The sequence below is a fragment of the Streptomyces sp. NPDC004721 genome (assembly GCF_053601495.1).
The window spans coordinates 1-17,431 of record NZ_JBSGBZ010000080.1; the positions used below are offsets into that span (position 1 = coordinate 1).

Sequence of the window (17,431 nt, forward strand, 5' to 3'; positions counted from 1 at the left end):
CCGAAACAAGACGTCGCATGCCTCCCTCATTCCGAGCTAGACCATGCCTGACCAGCGGAAATCAAGCGATCATGTTCGGTTGAGATACGGCTTCTGAGGGTGTCACTGGTTCTGCGGTGGGTGTCACTGGGTGGCTGTGGGCGTGTGGTCTGGGGTGATGCGGGGGGTGGTGTTATCGGGGTGATGCGCTGTTGGTGACACGGGGATGAGTGTCCGCTGGTCGGTGTGGTGCAGATTCCGGAGCGGTGGGGGAGTGTAGCGCTCGGCTTGCCGCGTGTTTCCAGGATTGGTTTGTCTGTCCCGGATCGTGTGAACTGCCGGACCATGTCTGGGTGTTGACGGGGAATGTGCCTGATGTGCGCCGGTACGCGGCGTCGGTGCCAGGGGGTACGTCATGGCCGGGCCGGGTGAGAACGGGGCAGGGGCCGAGGAGGTCTCGCTGGTGTCGCGGGCGCTGGGGCGTGAGCAGGCGCTCGCACGGTTGCTGGCGCTGGACGGGCGCGGGGAGTTGACCACGGAGCACGCGCAGCTGGTCGCCAGGTCGGCGGGGGTGTCGCTGCGGACGGTGTGGCGATGGCTGGACGATGGCCGCCAGGGGCGCATGGAGCCGGCCGGGCGCCAGCGGTTTCGGATCACGGACGAGTTGCATGGACGTCTTGCGGCGTGGTGCGGGAACGCGGCCGCGCTGCACCGGGAGCTGGTGGGCGAGTATGCCGCAGCCGTCGCCGAGGGACGTGAGGTGGATCCGGTGCCGTCGTTGGCGACGCTGCACCGGGCGATTCGTCTGGATCTGAACGCCGGGCAGCGCGCGGCCCTTGTCGGTGGGGAGCGCGCCAGGCGCCGTCATGATGTGCATCTGCGGCGTCCGCGTCAGTGGCGGAATGCCTCCTGGGAGGCGGATCACAAGTAGGTGTTGCTGGACGGCGAGTTGGTGTGCCCGTGGGTGACGTGGTTCATCGACTGTGCCACCGAGACGATTCCGGGCGCGGCGGTCACCCCGCACCAGCCCTCCAGGGACGCGATCCTCGCCAGCTTGCGGATTGCGCTCTCGCGCAATGAGGACCCCACCGGCCCGTACGGGCCGATCGGCGGCCTGCCCTCGCTGGTGCGCATCGACCGCGGCGCCGATTTCCTCTCGGCCACCGTCGCCGACGCTTTGGGCCACTTCGCCGTGCCAGTGCAGCCGCTCCCGCCGTATCGGCCGGATCTGAAGGGATCGATCGAGAACCTGAACGCGTGCGCGGAGAAGACGCTCGTCGCCTCTCTGCCCCGCTACACCCACGCCCCGTCCACCCGGCTGCGCCCCGGCGCCCGCGGCAAGCATGCCCTCGCCGCGGAGCCGCTGCCGTTCGCCGAGTTCGTCCGCCTGCTGCTTCAGTGGGTCACGTGGTGGAACACAGAGCACACCTCGCAGGCCCTTGGCGGGCGTACGCCGCTTGAGGCGTGGCGGGACGATCCCACCCCGATCGAGGATGTGGACCCGGGCCTGCTGTACCGGTTCACGCTTGCCGACGACGGACGTATACGCACGCTCACCACCAGCGGGGTGCGCTGGAGGAATCGGTATTAAGTGGGGGAGTGGATGCACGGCGGCGCGGATGCGGGGACGAAGGTCCGCCTGCGCTACATCCCGCACCACGACCACGAGATCGAGGTGTTCGAGGCTGCGTCCGGAAAGTACCTGGGGCCGGCGCACCTTCGGATGAGGCCACGCCCGAGCAGCGCAGGGCGCACCGGCGGCGCCCGCGGCTCTTACCCCGCACACCGCCCAGCGAGTCGCCCATCGGCTTGACGGGGCGACCGTGCACCCTCGCCTGACCGCGGCCGTTGCCGCCGCACTCTTCACCGGCGCCTCCCTCCAGCAGCTTGCTACCGCCCGTTCCCGCGACTACGACGATGCCGCGGCCACGCTCGTCCTGCACGACCGCGCCCGCTACACCGACGGCTGCGCCGCCTACCCCGTACCGCCTTGGGCACGCGTCTTCCTGCGGGCCGCGGCCTGCTTCGCCCGGCTCGTATCCGGTGAGGACCAGGAACTGCTCGCCGCGCCAGGCGACCGTCCGCACCTGCTGCGCCTTGCGGAGACGGCCAGGCTGCGCCCGCCGCAGCCTCCCGCCGCCCGTCGGCAAGGCCCGGTTGGCCGTGTTGAGTGGGACTGGCGCGACCGGCAGGAGGCCAAGAGGTACGACGCGTGCGCGTAGCTACGGTGTCTCTTCCATCAAGGGGGCGAGTATGCAGGCCACGTCATTGGGTAAGGGTGAGAACGCAGCATTGTCTGCGGCGCCGGTGGTGTTGTCGGTGACGGTGCAGGGCCTGTCCGCCGACGTCTCGGCGCTGCTGCTGGGGCCGGACGGCAAGGTCCGCAGTGACAACGATCTGGTCTTCTACAACCACCCGGTCCAGGACGGCGTGTCGGTCGCTGGTGCTGAGGTCACCGTAGACCTGGCACGCGTGCCGGCCAGCGTTGACCGGGTGGTGGTCGTGGCGAGTGCAGACCCGCTGCAGCCGGGCGCGGTCTTTACTCGCGCACCGCAGTTGAAGATCAGCCAGTCCGGTGCATCCGTGTTGGCGTTCACGGCCCCGGACTTCACCGGGCGGGAGACGGTCGTGGTGCTGGCTGAGGTCTACCGTCGCAGCGGTGGCTGGAAGGTCCGTGCCGTAGGCCAGGGCTACGCCTCTGGTCTGGCCGGGCTGGCCACCGACTACGGTGTCGACATCGAGCTCGACGAGCCCGCTGTCTCCTCCGCAGTTCTCCCGGCCCAAGCACAGTCCGTCCCGGGAGCGGTGCGGCCCGTGGTGGATTTGTCGAAAGTCGAACGGCAGGCGCCGGCATTGCTGGCTCCCGCCCGGCAGGCCAGCCAGGTGCTCGCGGACCGGGGCATCGCGCACCGGCGGGCTGCGGTCTATCTGATCCTTGACCACGACTGGCATATGGAGGAGTTGTACGAGTCGTTCGCGGTGCAGGCCTTCGCCGAGCGGGTCCTGGCACTGTCGGCCAACCTCGACGACGACGGAGCCGTCCCCGTGGTTTTTTCCAGCGGCAAGGACCCCTTCCTGGAGGAGATCCGGCTGGACAACTACCGCGGCCGCATCGGGCAGCTGCACACCCAAGTCGACTGGGGATGGGGCGACGTTGCCGAGGCGATGCGCCGTGCGGTAGCCCACTACCAGGAATCCGGTGCGGCTGACCCTGCGTTCATCACCCAGGTCGGCGACGAGCCCTGGGACAAAGCCGAGGTCCGCTCCCTGCTGCAGAACACCGCCTCTTTGGGGGTGTTCTGGCTGTTCGTAGGGTTCGGGCGCGGCAAGCTCGCCTTCTACAAGAACCTCAACGCCTCCACCTCAGCCAGGTTCACCAACGTCGCCTTCTACGACGCGAGCAAGAACCCAGGCTCGGTACCCGGCGAGCGGTTCTACGCCAGCCTCGTGGATGCCTTCGCCACCTGGATGTAGCCCTGAGCTCGGCCAGCGCATGAAGCATTCCCTCCGAGCACGGAGCCGCCTCAGCGTCCGGCGAGGACGACGCCCTGTAGAGCAAGCCAGCCCACTACTCCAGGTGCTCCTCGCGCCCGCGGGGATGGGCCCGTCAGCCGCTCGTACCCGATGCCGGCGGTGGCCGCAGTGGACGAGCTGGCGGACGCTGACGAGGCGGAGGACGGGTTGCTGGGCGGCCTGGTGGGTGGTCAGGTAGTCAGCGGGAACGTGAAGGGGTTCCATGCGGAGTTCACCCCTCCCGGCCGGGGTATGCCTGGCGCCACGCGGCGAGCACCGCGGCCAGGAACTTGGTTTGAGTGTCCCGCTGGTTCCACGTGAACAGGATGCTGCGCTCGTTGCCGGTCCACGTCTTCGATATCTCTACGGCGGCTGTGCGCAGGTGTGGCGGGTCGTTCTCGGTGGCGAGGTGGACATAGCCGTTGACGAGGCGGGTCGGTGGCTTCCCGTGCGGCTTGAGCACGTCGGCGAAGTAGGTGATGGAGCCCTTGTGTCCGGCAAGCTTCGCGAGCCGGTTGCGGCGGATCTCGATGCGATCCGGATAGAGCGTGGCGACGGCCGAGTAACCCTTGAAAGTCTGTGGTGTGCTCTCAGGCTGCGGAGTCTTGTTGAGGTTCATCGGTGACGACTTCCGGTTGAGGGACAGGGTGCGCGGAGGGGATACGGGCAGAGCGGTGTCGCAGGGTGCGATGTGTAACAGCCGTGCCGCCGCCCGCTCCGCACCCGAAGCCGCGCCCGCAGTGGACGGCACGTGGTTGCCGTGGGGTACCGGGAAGGTGCTCCTGCCCGGCGGCGCCGACAACGTCTGGGGCGGTCGGACCTGGTCGTCGCGCAGTCTGGCCGCACAAGAGAGGCGGGTTGCCTGGTCCGGCAACCCGCCTTGTATCACCGTGAGTAGTCAGCCCCGGACAATGTTTTGTGCCTGCGGGCCCTTCTGGCCCTGGCCGATGTCAAAGGTGACGTGCTCGGCCTCGGTCAGGTCACGGAAGCCGCCGCCCTGGATCTCGGAGTAGTGGGCGAAGACGTCCGGGCCTCCGTTGTCCTAAGCGATGAAGCCGTAGCCCTTTTCGGAGTTGAACCACTTCACGGTGCCGCTGGCCATACTGGTATTCCTTCGTTCCTGCCCGGGAACAGCCCTTGATCACGGGCATGCTCCGGCTCCCGCAATGGAGAGAGCCACCAGCCGTTCTACCCCGCACTCGCCTGGCCTACCCGGCGGGGACACACGCGCACGAGCGGCTCAAGCGCCGGGAGTACGCCAGGGGTGCCCGTGGGAGCTTGGGGAGAACCGCTTCTCTGCACTTCACCAGTTCGGGTGATGGTCCGACCGCGCATACACCCCCCTCACGTACAAGGAGGAAAGCGTAGCTCTACGTGATCACTACCGAAAGCCTTACCGCCATCTCCGCACCGAACGTGACCAGCTCCAAGGCGCCCCACGCCACCAACTCAACACCCTCCAAACCCCGGCCCTGAGCATCCGTGTCAACGGGCCTCACCCGCCACAACGATCAGCTGAGCCGCCAGCTCAAGGAGGCCACAACCGAGAACACCGCACATCAGCCGCCTAGATGACACCCCAGTCCTTGAACGCCTTCTGCCTCACCAGCGCATGTCGAGGGCGTCGAGGTCGGCCCGGCGCTGCTCACTCAGCCTCGTGGCCCTTCTGCGTGCGTTGCCGACGAACTGGCCGAGCCGGACCGACGTCCCGTCCACTGCTTCGACGTGCTGGCGCGGGACCCGCTGATGGCCCTCGCGAGCGTGGAATTGCCGGGCGGCGGCGATGTTCCGCTCCCATGCGGCACTCTGCGAGCGGCGCGCGAGCCGTTCGTCCTCGTCCGCCGGCTTCAGCCCGAGCGTGCTCTCCAGCAGCCACTGCTGGGCTGGTAGCAGCTTGTCCCAGCCGTGCCGCTGCGCGGCGGCCCACGCCCCCAGGTCCTCACCCTGCACGATGACCTGGGGGCGTGGGCCGCCGGCAGCGTTCCGCTGGCCTTCACGTGCGCGTGGGCGAGCCGGAAGCAGCGCTGCCAGGCGACGTCCCACCCGAGGGGGCACCATCCCGGGTCGATGGCCTCCGGCGCCTCCAGACGGCCCTGCGAGAGTTCTCCGGCATAGGAGATGCCCGTCTCGCCCGCCGCGCGCGTTCTCCCGCATCCTGCGGACCGCGGCGCGCTGGTTCTTGGCCCATGTCCCGATGGGATAGCCGTCCCACACCGCGGTGGCCGGCGGAAGCAGCATCCCGCCGTGCGCCGCCGCATACGCGCGAGCCACAGCCAGGCCCTCGGCCCAGGCGGTCTCTTGCACCGACCACACCATGCCCAGCGCCTCCAGCTCGGTCACGCGCTCCGGCTCCAGCGTCCCGGCCGCGTAGTAGCGGCGCTGATCAGCGACCCATACCCCCAGGGGATGGGCGCCGATTCCCGTCGGCCAGCCCTTGGGCGTGACGAAGGTGTAGGGCACGCGCAGCTCGGTGCTGCCGGTCTCACGGAGCCATCGGGTGGCGGCTTCGATGCCGCGCCGCCAGTAGGCGCCCTCGGGGTCGATGACCCGCAACCTGACGAACTGAGCGAGGACCGCCGGGTCTCGTTCCTCCATGAACCGCAGCACCCCGGCCGCCGCAGCAGTCAGTAGCTCCCGCTCACCGCCGCGATCGTCCTGGTCCTCCTCCGTGAACTCGCTTTCCCCATCCTCGTGTTCGCCCGAGCAACGGCTGTTGCGGACCCGGGCCTGCCTCCGTGACAAAGCAACAGGTCACGAAGTGTGCTCCCCGCGTCCGCGGGATGGTACCCGCATCAGCCCTCGTCGGCGACGCCAGCTGGCTCCGTCGTTGGTCTCGTCGACGAGGAAGTCCCGATTCGGCGACAGCCCGCCGCGGCGCTCGTAGGATGCCTGGATGCCTAAGCCGATACGGATGAGCAGCCGCTCGTGGGTTGCCGCGTGGGCGGTGCTGTGCGCGGCTGGCTTCGCCGCCACCGCCAAACTGAACGCCTCCTCGGCACCGGCCCCGCAGCCCGAGAAGTCCGTCAGTGCCGAGTGCGCCGAGCGCATCGCGGACATCGAGACGCAGCTGGCCAAGGCCAAGCAGGAAGGCAAGGGAGACGGAGTGCTGGTCTTCTCGCGAGTCCAGGTCGGCACCGAGGACGACTGCCGTGACGATCTCCGTAACCACTTCCGTGGCGATCAGTGAGCCGCGCTACCTGGCTCGCCGCGATGGCAGGGCTAACCTTCGTCTGTGCCGGGGCAATCATTGCCGTGGGCGCCACGTCGGAACCGAAGCCGCGGCCCACGCCGCCGCGGGTGTACTCCTCCTGCCTGGTGGCAGACACCAAGACGGTGTCTGCGGACGACGACCCGTGCGACGGCCGCTGAAGAACGTCCGAGTGACCGTCCGCCGCATGGCAGAGCACCCAAACCCAAGTCGGCCTCTTGGCCGACGACGCCACCACAAGAACCGTGGACATCGGTGGCTCACCCAGATGAGAGGGACCCCGCTCGTCACTGACAGTGAATCTAGCCACGGCCACTTGATTCCCCGTCAGGCGGCCGTGGGCGGGGAGATCTAACTGGCCACCGACACCCGCGGGGATAGTCCCCGCAGATGCTCCGGCCGGATGGTGGTGAGACGGTGCTCCCCGCGCCCGCGGGGATGGTCCCACCGCTGTAGACGTTGGCGCCCACTCCGCCGGCAGTGCTCGTCTACCCCTCGCCCGGCGCCACGTCCGGTAAGCCGCAGCCTGGCGGCTTCCGCCAGGCTGCGGCTTCCGCCTCGGGCCCCCAGGCCTGGCGAAGCTGGAGGGCGTCCAGGAGTGTCGACGGTCACGTAATTCCCCACCCAGGTGTTCACGTAATTCCCCAGGTGGTGCCGCGGTTCAGCGGTCGATGGACCATGCAGCATGAGGTGACGGGGTGCCCGTGGTCAGGATGTGCTGGACGACCTGGAGTGCCTCCGTCAGGGGCAGCGTGTTCTCGTCGGGATACTCGTCGTGTTGCCCGTTCGCCAGGATGAAGCCCTTGCTGGAGCCGCTCGCGCCCGGGTCCACTGCGTGTTCGCCGGGATCGTCTTCGCCGTCCAGGAGCATGACCATGGCCCGCTCGGTGTTGCTGATGAAGGCCAGTGACCGGCCGTACGAACTGATCAGCCGTGTCTCGAGTTGTCCGGCGTTGATCCGATCCCGCAGCACCTCGATCGCCGCTGCCGCCGACGTCGGCGCGGTGCCATCGGCGAAGACCCAAGACTCGATCATGTGCTCGACCTTCTCACACGGAGTGTGAGAAGGCGGCGCTAACTGGTCGGCGGCTTGTCGGTGGGGCCCTTGAGCCGCTTGTTGGGCCGGTTCGGACCCGTCGGCGTCGAGAAGACACACGTCGCCCAGGCCCTCGGCTGTCGGCGCGCGGGCACCGCCCCGTGCTTTAACGCCCGCGAGGCGTTCCCGCCCAGGGCCGGAATGGCAGCGCGGGCACTTGCGGTGGCCTCGCCCGTGCGGGTGACATGCCGTGCCGCCTCCACGCGCGGCGTGCCACTACCCGAAGGCGTCCGCGCTTCGCACTTAGGGTCATGCCAGGAGGTGGCGGATGCGAGTGGGGTTGCACGCGCTCGGCATCGGTGACGGTGCCCGTCCGGAGGTCATCCGGGCGGTGGCCACAGCCGCGGAGTTGCACGGCTTCGCGAGGCTCTGGTGCGGCGAGCACGTGGTGCTCGTGGACGCGCCCGTCTCCCGTTACCCCTACTCCGCGGACGGCCGGATCGCCGTGCCCGCGGACGCGGACTGGCTGGACCCGCTGCTCGCCCTGAGCTTCGCGGCGGCGGTCACCAGCCGGATCGAGCTCGCCACCGGCGTGCTCCTGCTGCCTGAACACAACCCGGTCGTGGTCGCCAAACAGGCCGCCACACTCGACGTGCTCTCAGCCGGGCGGTTCACCCTCGGTGTCGGGGTCGGCTGGTCGGCCGAGGAGTTCGCAGCGCTCGGAGTCCCCTTCGCCAGGCGCGGGCGGCGCACCGAGGAGTACCTCGCCGCGATGCGCACCCTCTGGGCCGAGGATCCAGCCTCCTTCGCGGGGGAGTTCACCCGCTTCGACGCGATCCGCGTCAACCCGAAGCCGCTGCGCGGCGGCCGGCTCCCGGTCGTGGTCGGCGGCAACAGCAACACTGCCCTGCGCCGCGCGGTCACGCTCGCCGACGGCTGGTACGGCTTCAACATCCCGGCGGCCGACGTCCGCTCGCGCCTCGCCGTCCTCGCCGACGAGTGCGCCCGCCAAGGTCGCGCCTTCGACGAGCTCACGGTTGGCGTCGCGTTGAGCGACGGCACACCGGAGCACCTGCCCGCCCTCGCTGCAGCGGGCGTCACAGAACTCGTGGTCATCGGCGCACCCCCGCCCGCTCCCGACACGGCGGCCACCTGGGTCGCGGAACTCGCCCGGACGTGGATTCACCGGAAGGAGTGACCGGGGTCCGTCTGGGGCAAGCGCCCACATGCCGCTTCAGACGTGCCTTCGCTCCCTCGACCCGGGAGGCGGACGCGCTGTCCCAGCCCAGCACCACCGCTGCCCGCCGGGCACCCAGCCCATCGGCTCCCGCCTGCCCGCAGAGGCCCTTGGCCCCTGCCTTGAGATCGAGGTGCCCGACGGCTACGTCTGGCTGGTCTATCGGACGGCGGCCCGCTGGTCGGTCAGGGCACTGGCAGCAGCAGGGGACATACCCGCCTCCCGCGCCGGCGCCTGATGACCACGCCTGGGCGTACGCCGTCCTCAGCGCCGCCCAGCGCCTCGGCAAAAAGGGCCGCAGGCCGGGGTGATGTCTACGCTTGACGAGCCCGACCCTCATGGGTAGGTAGGGGATGGCTGAGCGGTGTTGTCACGCTCGTTCTGAGCGTAGGACGGGGCGGAGGGTGTCGAGGACCGAGGCGTCGTCGATGGTGGAGGGCACCGGCTCGTTGAGGCCGTCGGCGATGTTGCGCATGGTCTTGCGCAGGATCTTCCCGGAGCGGGTCTTGGGCAGCGCCGGGACGATCGCGACCTCCTTGAGCGAGGCCACGGCGCCGACCTGATCGCGCACCATCTGGACCAGCTCGGCGCGCAGCTTGTCCTCGTAGCCCTCCGCGGAGGCCTCTTCTCGATCTATGACACCGGTCTTGAGCACCACGAACCCGCGCGGGATCTGGCCTTTCATCTGGTCGGCGACGCCGATGACCGCGCACTCGGCCACATCGGGGTGGCTGGCGAGGACCTCCTCCATCCCTCCGGTCGAGAGGCGGTGCCCGGCGACGTTGATGACGTCGTCGGTGCGCCCCATGACGAACACGTAGCCGTCCTCGTCGATCCGGCCACCGTCGCCGGTGAGGTAGTAGCCCTCGAAGGCCGACATGTAGGACTTCACGAACCGCTCGTCGTCGTTCCACAGGGTCGGGAACGCGCCCGGCGGGAGTGGCAGCTTGGCGACGATCGCGCCGTCCTCGCCGGCCGGGACCCGGCGGCCGTCGATGTCGAGGACCTGGATGTCCCAGCCCGGCAACGGGCGGGTCGGCGAGCCTGGCTTGATCTCCAGCAGCTCGATGCCAGCCGGGTTCGCGACGATCGGCCAGCCGGTCTCGGTCTGCCACCAGTGGTCGATGACCGGGATGCTCAGCAGCTCCGACGCCCAGCGGTAGGTCTCCGGGTCGAGCCGCTCCCCGGCCAGGAACAGGTACTCCAACCCGGACAGGTCGTACTTCTTCGCGTACTCGCCCTCCGGGTCCTCCTTCTTCAAGGCCCGAAACGCCGTCGGCGCGGTGAACATGCTGCGCACGCCGTACTCGGATATGACCCGCCAGAACTGCCCGGCGTCCGGGGTGCCGATCGGCTTGCCCTCGTAGAGCACCGTGGTCGCCCCGGCCAGCAGCGGCGCATAGACGATGTAGGAGTGCCCGACGACCCAGCCGACGTCGGACGCGGTGAAGATTGTCTGGCCGGGACCGACGTCGTAGACGTTGAGCATCGACCAGGCCAGCGCGGTCGCGTACCCACCACCGTCGCGGACCACGCCCTTGGGCTTGCCCGTGGTGCCGGAGGTATAGAGCACGTAGAGGGGGTCGGTCGACTTCACCGGCACCGGATCGGCGGGGGAGGCCTTCCCGACGGCGTCGGCCCAGTCCACGTCGTCCGGGCCCATCGCGGCCTCGGCCTGCGGACGCTGCAGGATGACCTGCTTCTCGGGCTTGTGCGCCGACAGCTCGATGGCCTTGTTCAGCAGCGGCTTGTACTCGATGACCCGCTTGCCCTCGATCCCACACGAGGCCGACACGACGACCTTCGGCGCGGCGTCGTCGATCCGGACCGCGAGCTCCTTGGCCGCGAACCCGCCGAACACCACCGAGTGCACCGCGCCGAGACGGGCGCAGGCGAGCATCGCGATCGCGGCCTCGGGAACCATCGGCATGTAGATCACCACGCGGTCCCCGGGCCCGACGCCGAGATCGCGCAGCACCCCCGCGAAGGTGGCGACCTCGTCGCGCAGCCGGGCGTAGGTGTAGGTCCGCTTGGTGCCGGTGACCGGAGAGTCGTAGATCAGCGCGGCCTGGTTGCCGCGGCCGGCATTGACGTGCCGGTCCAGCGCGTTGTGCGCGACGTTGATCTCCCCGTCCGGGAACCAGCGGTAGAAGGGCGGGTTCGAGTCGTCGAGGGCCTTCGTTGGTGCCTTGTACCAGTCGAGCGCTTCCGCCGCCCGCAGCCAGAACCCCTCCCGGTCCTCCACGCTGGCCCGGAAAACGTCTTCGTACGCCTTCGCATTCATCCTGTGACCCCCAGTGATGCCGCTAGTCGGATCGTCGGTTGCTGCGTTGACGGTGGCCCTTCCTCAGCCGGAGGCCGATGGACGAAGGGCACCCCTTAGCGCTTGTGCAGGGTCATCTCGCAGGGGACGTGCTCGCGCGGTGAGACACGAGTTGAGCCCGACGATCGGCGAGACCTTCCCACTGGAAGAGGCTGTCGTCCGCTTCCCCGTTGCCGCCAGCCCGTTCACGGCGAGGTGATCGACCTCGAGTCTGAGCTTCTGAGCCTCGGCACGTTCGGTCGTCACCGACGGGAACGAGCCAGCCCTGGTTGGTGACGATCCGGACCCCGCGGGCCTTGGACTTGGCCAGCAGGGGCCGCATCCGCGTCACGAGGTAGGGGTCGTAGGCGGGGGTGCCGGGGTTCTCCGCAAGGCTGACCTGGGCCATGCTCATGATCACCTCGGACATCGAGTCGAAGCAGAGGGTAGCCCACGTCACCTCGTGTCACCAGGTCAAGGGCGGCGTCGAGGCGGTCGCGAGACCAGCCTCTACCTGAACCGAGCCGGACGGCGGAGGAGACCGCGTAGCGGGTCACGCGCCCACCTCCTGCCCGCCATGGCCGACGTAGCCGGCGGGAACCTGGATCGGTATCGCCCGCACGAGTGGCGAGAGTACCTTCCCAGACTCCTCGAAGGCGATGGTCCGGGACCGGCCGCCCTCGAGGACATCCTCGAGCAAGAAGTTGAGGGCGCCGATGCCGCGCACCTCGTAGCGAGTGATCGCGCCCTTTGTGATGGGGCCGAAGACGGCCCGCACCGACGCCTCGGCGACCTGCTTCAGCAGCATCGGGTAGTCCTCCTCGCGGTAGGCGATCACTGACAGGCATAGTGATATCCGGGTCCCCGGTGGTCGTGACCCAATCACTGACTGACGTCCTGCTGGGCTGTCCTTGCGCCGCCGGTCTCCGCGATGATCACCTCGGCGACGGCGCGGTTGATTCCGGGAATGGTGTCCAGGAGGTCGAGCGCGGGACGAAAGGGGGTCATCGCCTCCTCGATCCGTGCATCCAGCTGCCCGATCGCCTCGGTGAGCTGGTCGTAGTGGTCCAGGTGCAGCCGGGTCAGGAACGCGTGGTGGGCGCGGAAGCGGCCGGTCAGCGCCTCGGTCAGTTCGGGGATCTTGTTGCGGAGCCTGCGCTTGGCCAGTTCCGCAAGGACCTGTGGGTTGCGTTCGCCGCTGATGAGGGCCTCCAGCATGGCGCGGCCGGAGACGCCCATGATGTCGGAGGCGACCGCGGCGAGTTTGATGCCGGTGTCCTCCAGCAGCTTCTCCAGCCGCTGCACGATCTGGCCGCGCTCGCGGGTCATCTGGGTGCGGATCCGGGTCAGATCCCGCAGTTCGCGCACCGGCTGGGGTGGCACGAACGATGGGCGGACCAGGCCGTGCGCGCCGAGCTGGGCCAGCCAGGCCGCGTCCGAGACGTCGGTCTTGCGGCCGGGCAGGTTCTTGACCTGCCGTGCGTTGACCAGGATCACGTTCAGGTCCTCGGCCAGCAGGTAGTAGAAGGGCTTCCAGTAGTCCGAAGTCGCTTCGATCACGACGAGGGTGACCTCGGCGGCGAGCAGGTGATCCCGCAGTGCGAGCACCGCGTTCGTGGTCGATCCCCAGGTGGTGGTCTCGGTGGCGAACGACCCACGCCGTTTGGTACTCGGGGTGCGGACGCACGCCTTGGCGTCCCTCTTGCTGATGTCCACACCGGCGCAGCGTTCGTGCAGCACGTCCACGTCCCGATCCCTCCCTCAACGGACGAGTAGTACGCCGTTCCGGGAGGGCCAGGGTGAATCAGGAATTCTGACGCACGTGCTCACAGCAACACTCCACGGTTCCCGTGGACGGCCCCCAGCACCACGCTGACCTGCGAGCTCACCGGCATCACAGAGCAATCGGTTTCGGCCGGAACGAACCCCACCACGATCCCGAACCATCACCGGCCCACGGCAGGGGCAGACAGAAGCATCCCCAGCGCGCGCCACGGGATTTACCACGCCCCCGGCGCACACCGAAGGTGCGCTGGATCGCTGACCTGCTCGTGATGATCTCCGCGTCGGGATGCTGCAGGAACAGCTCCTCGGTGTCGTGAGCCAGGTCGTCGCAGGACTGGCAGGCAGCGTCAAGCTGGGCGAGGAGGGCAAGCGTCTGCCGCCCCATCGCCTGCTCGACCAGGGCGGGTTGGCGGAGCCAGGTCCGGCGGAACACCTCAAGGAGCCGGTCGGTTTCGGCCTCGATGCGTCGCTGGCGTCCGGCCCGGGTGACGGCAGACCGCAGCCGGTTGCGGGTCAGCCGGGCGGCCCCTGCCTGGGCGGACCCAGCGGCCAACCCACGTGCCTATTAGGCGTACGGCTCCCGCGCGAACCGCACCTACTTGCGCAAGCGCGGTATCCGCTGCACGATCCCGGAGAAGCGCGACCAGATCGCCAACCGCAAGAAACGCGGTTCCCACGGCGGCCGGCCACCCAAGTTCGACAAGGCCGACTACAAGGAGCGCCACGCGGTGGAGTGCGGAATCAACCGCCTCAAGCGACACCGCGCGGTCGCCACGAGATACGACAAGCTTGCAGTCCGCTACGAGGCTCCGTTGTCGGTGGGCTGGGCCATAGTGCTGCCCTTGCTCCCCGCACTCGCGCTCCACCCCGTACGCCGGGCATCCAACTTGCCGTGCGGGAGCGGGCTTTGGTCACTCCAGCACCTCCCCCACCAGGTCCAGCCCCAGGTCGTGGGTGTGGTGGACCGAGAGGCCCTCGTCGAGGAACCAGTCGTCGGTGGCTTCCGGGTGGGGGCCCACGACACCGACGCGGCCGTTGCCGAAGGGGGTGACCAGGGCGGCTATGGTGCCGTTCGGGTAGGTGGCGAGGATGGTGACGTCGGCGTCGCGGTCGAGGACGAAGTGCGGGCCGTCCTGGAAGTAGAGGGTGCGGGGGAGGCCACGCCATGCGGTTTCCACCAGGGTGTCGCGGTCGTTGTGGATGGTAGCGCCGGGCGTGGCGATGTATTGGTCGGTGTCGCCGGGGAGGAGCGCGAAGCCGGGAGTGGCGCCGGCCAGGTAGCCGCCCAGGCAGAAGCCCAGGTAGCGGCCGCCGCCGTGGACGTAGTCGCGGATCTCGTCGGCGTGCTTCTTCAGGCGGCGGTACGCGGCGGAGAGGGAGCCGCCGCCGGGCTGGGCGTAGACGTGGGCGTGGGCGAGGGCCGCGGCGGAGAGCGGGATCTCCTCGTGCGGTCCGGTGTAGCGGACGTCGAGGTCCCAGGGGCCGGAGGCGAGCAGTGCGGCGACCGCCTCTGAGCAGCCGGCGGGGCGGGCGGCCGGGCCCCGGTAGACGAGGGCCAGGGGGCGTCCGCCGGGGGAGGGGAGCGGGGGCTGCTCCGAGGTGCTCCGGGCGCCGAAGGCCCGGCGGAGGGAGGCGAGGAAGTCGGAAGCAGGTGGCATGGATGCTCACCGCCACGGTTGGGTGGTTGTCACCGGGAGTGGCTGGTGTGGTGAGGGGGCAGTTTGGGTGACGGGTGGTCGGCGGGACGGAGGGCCCGGCCCTGGGCGGGGACGCCGCGCCATGCCGTGCCGGGGGTGAGGTACTCGCCCTTCATGACCAAGGAGAGGGCGTCGAGCCAGACGCCTTCGCCGACGACCCCGTCATACAGCACGACCGTGCGGCTGCCGACGGTGGCGCCTGCCCGGACGGTGACCTTCGACATCTTCATGACCTGGTCCTCAAACAGGTGCGTCTGCAAGCTTACGCCTGGGCCGATCTCCGCCTCGTCGCCGACCTCGACCAGGTCGAACTCGGTGAACGCGGGGATGGTCCGTGTTTCCGTCTCGGACTGAAGTTGGCCCCGCACTCGCGGGGATTCTCCGCCGACGCGGAGGTGCGCCGCACGAGCGGCGGTCTCATCGGTTCACAGCGGTGCCTCATGCCCTGGCGCTGCGTACATGGAGATTTCCGGAGGAGAGCGATGCGCCATCCCTTGAGTGATGTTGTCGGCCAGGTCCAGGCTGATGAGTGGTACGACGTCCCTGCGTTCGCGGGGATGCTTCAGATGGTGCGGTCGAGCGTCATGACTCTTCATGCCTGGCTTCGTTCACGTCCAGTAGCAGCGTTTGTCGATGAGTTTTAACAGCAGTTAGCGAGCAGTGCGCTCGAAGATGTTCACGGGAAATGACGGCACTGCCGTCAATGAGCGTTTCCACCCCAGTCTGAGCTGGGCAGCCGGGCACTGTGCTGCGCTCGGGGCGCGATACGGAAGGTCAGTAGCGTGGTGACGCTACTGGCGGTCGCTCCGTTCCGCCTCTGGCGCGATGGCCATCGCTGGGAAGGTGCGGCGGACCTCCGCGAAGAGGTGGGGGCGGTGGGTGTCATAGGTGACTGCCGTGGCGAGGAGGGCGTCCAGCGCCGCCTTGAGGGGGTCGGGGGCGGCAGCATCGAAGAGAGCGGCGAAGGCGGCGACCTGGGACAAACCGGGGGTTCCGTCGTGAGACCGTGGAACACGTGCGTCGGAGAACGCAGCGTCCCGCAGCCGTCGCGGGTCGTCCAGCGGCGGCGAGTAGGGCTCGCCCCGGTCGAGCTCCGCCAAGCTGCGCGCCACCCAGCCGATGTCCCTGAGCCCTGCTGTCTCGCAAGCGTGGTGCGCCGTCCAGCGGGCGAGCGCGCGCTGTTCCTCGGGACCTGCGGCGTCGATCGCGTGCACGAGTGCGGCATCAAGGCCCACGAGGCCCATCGGATAGCCCTGGATTCCGCGGAGCTTGTCCCGGACCTCCCGCAGCCGGTCGCTGGGCAGGCGCCCGCCCCACGCGTCCATCTCCTGTCGGATTTTGGTGTGCTCCTCCTCCTCGCGGGCCTGGCGCTCGGCCTCGGCCAGCTCCTCGAGGGTGGGGCCTGGGGGCTGCTTGCGCGCGAACTCATGCCAATAGGCGGCGGCTTGGCTGGTCTCCTTGACCACACGGTCCGGGGCCGGCGGACTCGGCCAGAATCGCAGCAGATACTCATCCAGCACGGGTTCGCCCGCGTAGCGGGCGGTGCGCGCCTCGTCCATGCCCCGGCAGTGGTACCGGACCCGGTACGAGGTCTCGGAGAGCGGGAGCGGATACGAGCCGTTGCCCCACTCCACGAGCCAGATATCGTCCGATACGGGTCGGAACGACGCCTCGACGATGTCCTCCCAGACGTCGGCGTCCAGGGGCGGCTCCGTCTCGTGCAGCTCGACGGTGATCGGGACGGAGCCAGTGTGCATTCCGGTCAGCAGAAAAAGATGGCCCGGCACCGCCCCGCCGCACAGCCCGGCCCGCTGCCCGGCGAAAGAATCATCGAGGGGAGTGGCCGTCGAGAACAGACTGTCACCGCTGCAGACATAGAACTGTCCGTAGGCCACGCGCAGTTCGCCGCTGAAGAGTGTTCGCATAGATCAATAGTGGCGCGCGGGTCTGACAATGAGCGGTTTCCAAGTGATCCTGGACGGGACACGGTGCCGTCCATCGACCGGATCGCCACCGCCCGGGCCCTTCTCCTTCGGCAAACACAAGAGACGCGGCATGACCAGCACCTTTCACCAAGGGCATCCCGACGCTGCCCTGGCAAGAGCCCTCGTGCCTCCCAAACTCATCAACATCACCCGACCGTGGTTCGGGCGCCTCCCAGATCCATCGACAAGTGACGTCACTGCTGCTCGATAAAGCCAGTCAGCGCGTGCCCGACCCGCAACCTTACGGCGGTCCGGTCCGACACCGTTTTCGACGGCCGACGTCCCCGCAACTCCGTCCACTCGCAAGCGACCTGTACCCCGTACTGGGTGGGGAACCACGTGTCCGTCCAGCCTGCGGCAGCGTGATGCGGTCGATGAGCCCCTCGGTGCGCAGCTTGGCCAGCCGGCGCCGGGTCTGCTCGATCCGCACCCCAGGGCTGAGGATCAGGTGCATCTGCTCGGTCGTCGCCATCCGGTACTGCGCCAGCACCGCCAACGCCATCCGGTCGCCACCGCCCGCGTCCACGTCCATCATCGCCCGTCCCGCTCCCTCTGTACGGCGCGGCACTGTCCTGCACGGCGCCGCGTGTACGAGTCAGACCAGCCGATGCCCCCGACCACACCACCGACCATGAAGGCCCGACCACGGTCACGATGCGACAACACCGCCCCAACCAGGCCGACATCCC

15 protein-coding genes and 4 pseudogenes are annotated in these 17,431 nt (G+C 68.8%); 6 read left to right on the forward strand and 13 right to left on the reverse strand.

All coding sequences use genetic code 11. The annotated features are described in order from the left end of the window. Window positions 1-454: 454 nt before the first annotated feature. Window positions 455-2,001: pseudogene (locus ACWEK3_RS38245) on the forward strand (Mu transposase C-terminal domain-containing protein); the annotation flags it as partial. Between the two features lie 231 nt (window positions 2,002-2,232). Next, window positions 2,233-3,453: a VWA domain-containing protein gene (locus tag ACWEK3_RS38250; protein ID WP_453251845.1), complete on the forward strand. Its 1,221-nt coding sequence runs from the start codon at window positions 2,233-2,235 to the stop codon at window positions 3,451-3,453. A gap of 271 nt (window positions 3,454-3,724) precedes the next feature. On the opposite strand, the gene ACWEK3_RS38255 is transcribed toward ACWEK3_RS38250, so the two are convergent. The 3 genes and pseudogenes from ACWEK3_RS38255 to ACWEK3_RS38265 all read right to left on the reverse strand — a co-directional run bounded on the left by ACWEK3_RS38255 (window position 3,725) and on the right by ACWEK3_RS38265 (window position 6,087). Next, entirely contained in the window at window positions 3,725-4,111 is a 387-nt protein-coding gene (locus tag ACWEK3_RS38255; protein WP_453251830.1) for a hypothetical protein, read from the reverse strand. A 279-nt stretch (window positions 4,112-4,390) separates the two neighbouring features. After that, window positions 4,391-4,594 (reverse strand): annotated as a pseudogene (locus tag ACWEK3_RS38260) (cold-shock protein). 500 nt (window positions 4,595-5,094) lie between these two features. Next, window positions 5,095-6,087 carry a Helicase associated domain protein gene (locus tag ACWEK3_RS38265; protein WP_453251831.1) on the reverse strand — a complete coding sequence of 331 codons (993 nt, stop codon included), beginning with the start codon at window positions 6,085-6,087 and terminating at the stop codon, window positions 5,095-5,097. Between the two features lie 298 nt (window positions 6,088-6,385). Here ACWEK3_RS38265 and ACWEK3_RS38270 point away from each other — a divergent pair, with 298 nt between their 5' ends. After that, complete coding sequence (locus ACWEK3_RS38270) at window positions 6,386-6,679, forward strand: hypothetical protein (protein ID WP_453251832.1); 294 nt, start codon at window positions 6,386-6,388, stop codon at window positions 6,677-6,679. A gap of 682 nt (window positions 6,680-7,361) precedes the next feature. On the opposite strand, the gene ACWEK3_RS38275 is transcribed toward ACWEK3_RS38270, so the two are convergent. After that, the gene (locus tag ACWEK3_RS38275; protein ID WP_453251833.1) at window positions 7,362-7,736 is read right to left on the reverse strand and encodes a hypothetical protein; all 375 of its coding nucleotides are present in this window, start codon (window positions 7,734-7,736) and stop codon (window positions 7,362-7,364) included. 328 nt (window positions 7,737-8,064) lie between these two features. Between ACWEK3_RS38275 and ACWEK3_RS38280 the strand changes: the two genes are divergently transcribed. Both ACWEK3_RS38280 and ACWEK3_RS38285 read left to right on the forward strand, forming a co-directional pair. Continuing rightward, window positions 8,065-8,934, forward strand: a complete 870-nt coding sequence (locus ACWEK3_RS38280; RefSeq protein WP_453251834.1) for an LLM class F420-dependent oxidoreductase — start codon at window positions 8,065-8,067, stop codon at window positions 8,932-8,934. Between the two features lie 28 nt (window positions 8,935-8,962). Continuing rightward, window positions 8,963-9,211 (forward strand): hypothetical protein, encoded by a 249-nt coding sequence (locus ACWEK3_RS38285; protein ID WP_453251846.1) that lies wholly within the window; start codon window positions 8,963-8,965, stop codon window positions 9,209-9,211. 132 nt (window positions 9,212-9,343) lie between these two features. On the opposite strand, the gene ACWEK3_RS38290 is transcribed toward ACWEK3_RS38285, so the two are convergent. From ACWEK3_RS38290 to ACWEK3_RS38310, 5 genes and pseudogenes are all read right to left on the reverse strand, one after another. Continuing rightward, window positions 9,344-11,257: a propionyl-CoA synthetase gene (locus ACWEK3_RS38290; protein ID WP_453251835.1), complete on the reverse strand. Its 1,914-nt coding sequence runs from the start codon at window positions 11,255-11,257 to the stop codon at window positions 9,344-9,346. Window positions 11,258-11,369: 112 nt separating this feature from the next. Continuing rightward, window positions 11,370-11,735, reverse strand: a complete 366-nt coding sequence (locus tag ACWEK3_RS38295) for an acyclic terpene utilization AtuA family protein (RefSeq protein ID WP_453251836.1) — start codon at window positions 11,733-11,735, stop codon at window positions 11,370-11,372. A 93-nt stretch (window positions 11,736-11,828) separates the two neighbouring features. After that, window positions 11,829-12,113, reverse strand: a complete 285-nt coding sequence (locus ACWEK3_RS38300; protein WP_453251837.1) for an AtuA-related protein — start codon at window positions 12,111-12,113, stop codon at window positions 11,829-11,831. Between the two features lie 65 nt (window positions 12,114-12,178). Beyond that, window positions 12,179-13,021, reverse strand: a pseudogene (locus ACWEK3_RS38305) (IS110 family transposase); the annotation flags it as partial. A gap of 148 nt (window positions 13,022-13,169) precedes the next feature. Further along, entirely contained in the window at window positions 13,170-13,613 is a 444-nt protein-coding gene (locus tag ACWEK3_RS38310; RefSeq protein WP_453251838.1) for a hypothetical protein, read from the reverse strand. A 16-nt stretch (window positions 13,614-13,629) separates the two neighbouring features. Here ACWEK3_RS38310 and ACWEK3_RS38315 point away from each other — a divergent pair. Continuing rightward, window positions 13,630-13,854: pseudogene (locus tag ACWEK3_RS38315) on the forward strand (IS5 family transposase); the annotation flags it as partial. 117 nt (window positions 13,855-13,971) lie between these two features. On the opposite strand, the gene ACWEK3_RS38320 reads toward ACWEK3_RS38315, so the two are convergent. From ACWEK3_RS38320 to ACWEK3_RS38335, 4 genes are all read right to left on the reverse strand, one after another. Further along, window positions 13,972-14,718 carry a BPL-N domain-containing protein gene (locus tag ACWEK3_RS38320; RefSeq protein WP_390729312.1) on the reverse strand — a complete coding sequence of 249 codons (747 nt, stop codon included), beginning with the start codon at window positions 14,716-14,718 and terminating at the stop codon, window positions 13,972-13,974. 29 nt (window positions 14,719-14,747) lie between these two features. Then, entirely contained in the window at window positions 14,748-15,125 is a 378-nt protein-coding gene (locus ACWEK3_RS38325; protein ID WP_453251839.1) for a hypothetical protein, read from the reverse strand. Window positions 15,126-15,548: 423 nt separating this feature from the next. Continuing rightward, window positions 15,549-16,682 carry a hypothetical protein gene (locus tag ACWEK3_RS38330; RefSeq protein ID WP_453251840.1) on the reverse strand — a complete coding sequence of 378 codons (1,134 nt, stop codon included), beginning with the start codon at window positions 16,680-16,682 and terminating at the stop codon, window positions 15,549-15,551. Window positions 16,683-16,983: 301 nt separating this feature from the next. Then, window positions 16,984-17,277, reverse strand: coding sequence for a replication-relaxation family protein (locus ACWEK3_RS38335; protein WP_376552237.1), 294 nt, complete (start codon window positions 17,275-17,277; stop codon window positions 16,984-16,986). Window positions 17,278-17,431: the final 154 nt, after the last annotated feature.

Bases quoted from the DNA above. Each gene is read 5' to 3' on its own strand.
- ACWEK3_RS38250 (WP_453251845.1), top strand. From the start codon at position 2,233: ATGCAGGCCACGTCATTGGGTAAGGGTGAGAACGCAGCATTGTCTGCG.
- ACWEK3_RS38255 (WP_453251830.1), bottom strand. From the start codon at position 4,111: ATGAACCTCAACAAGACTCCGCAGCCTGAGAGCACACCACAGACTTTC.
- ACWEK3_RS38265 (WP_453251831.1), bottom strand. From the start codon at position 6,087: ATGGAGGAACGAGACCCGGCGGTCCTCGCTCAGTTCGTCAGGTTGCGG.
- ACWEK3_RS38270 (WP_453251832.1), top strand. From the start codon at position 6,386: ATGCCTAAGCCGATACGGATGAGCAGCCGCTCGTGGGTTGCCGCGTGG.
- ACWEK3_RS38275 (WP_453251833.1), bottom strand. From the start codon at position 7,736: ATGATCGAGTCTTGGGTCTTCGCCGATGGCACCGCGCCGACGTCGGCG.
- ACWEK3_RS38280 (WP_453251834.1), top strand. From the start codon at position 8,065: ATGCGAGTGGGGTTGCACGCGCTCGGCATCGGTGACGGTGCCCGTCCG.
- ACWEK3_RS38285 (WP_453251846.1), top strand. From the start codon at position 8,963: ATGCCGCTTCAGACGTGCCTTCGCTCCCTCGACCCGGGAGGCGGACGC.
- ACWEK3_RS38290 (WP_453251835.1), bottom strand. From the start codon at position 11,257: ATGAATGCGAAGGCGTACGAAGACGTTTTCCGGGCCAGCGTGGAGGAC.
- ACWEK3_RS38320 (WP_390729312.1), bottom strand. From the start codon at position 14,718: ATGCCACCTGCTTCCGACTTCCTCGCCTCCCTCCGCCGGGCCTTCGGC.
- ACWEK3_RS38330 (WP_453251840.1), bottom strand. From the start codon at position 16,682: ATGCGAACACTCTTCAGCGGCGAACTGCGCGTGGCCTACGGACAGTTC.
- ACWEK3_RS38335 (WP_376552237.1), bottom strand. From the start codon at position 17,277: ATGATGGACGTGGACGCGGGCGGTGGCGACCGGATGGCGTTGGCGGTG.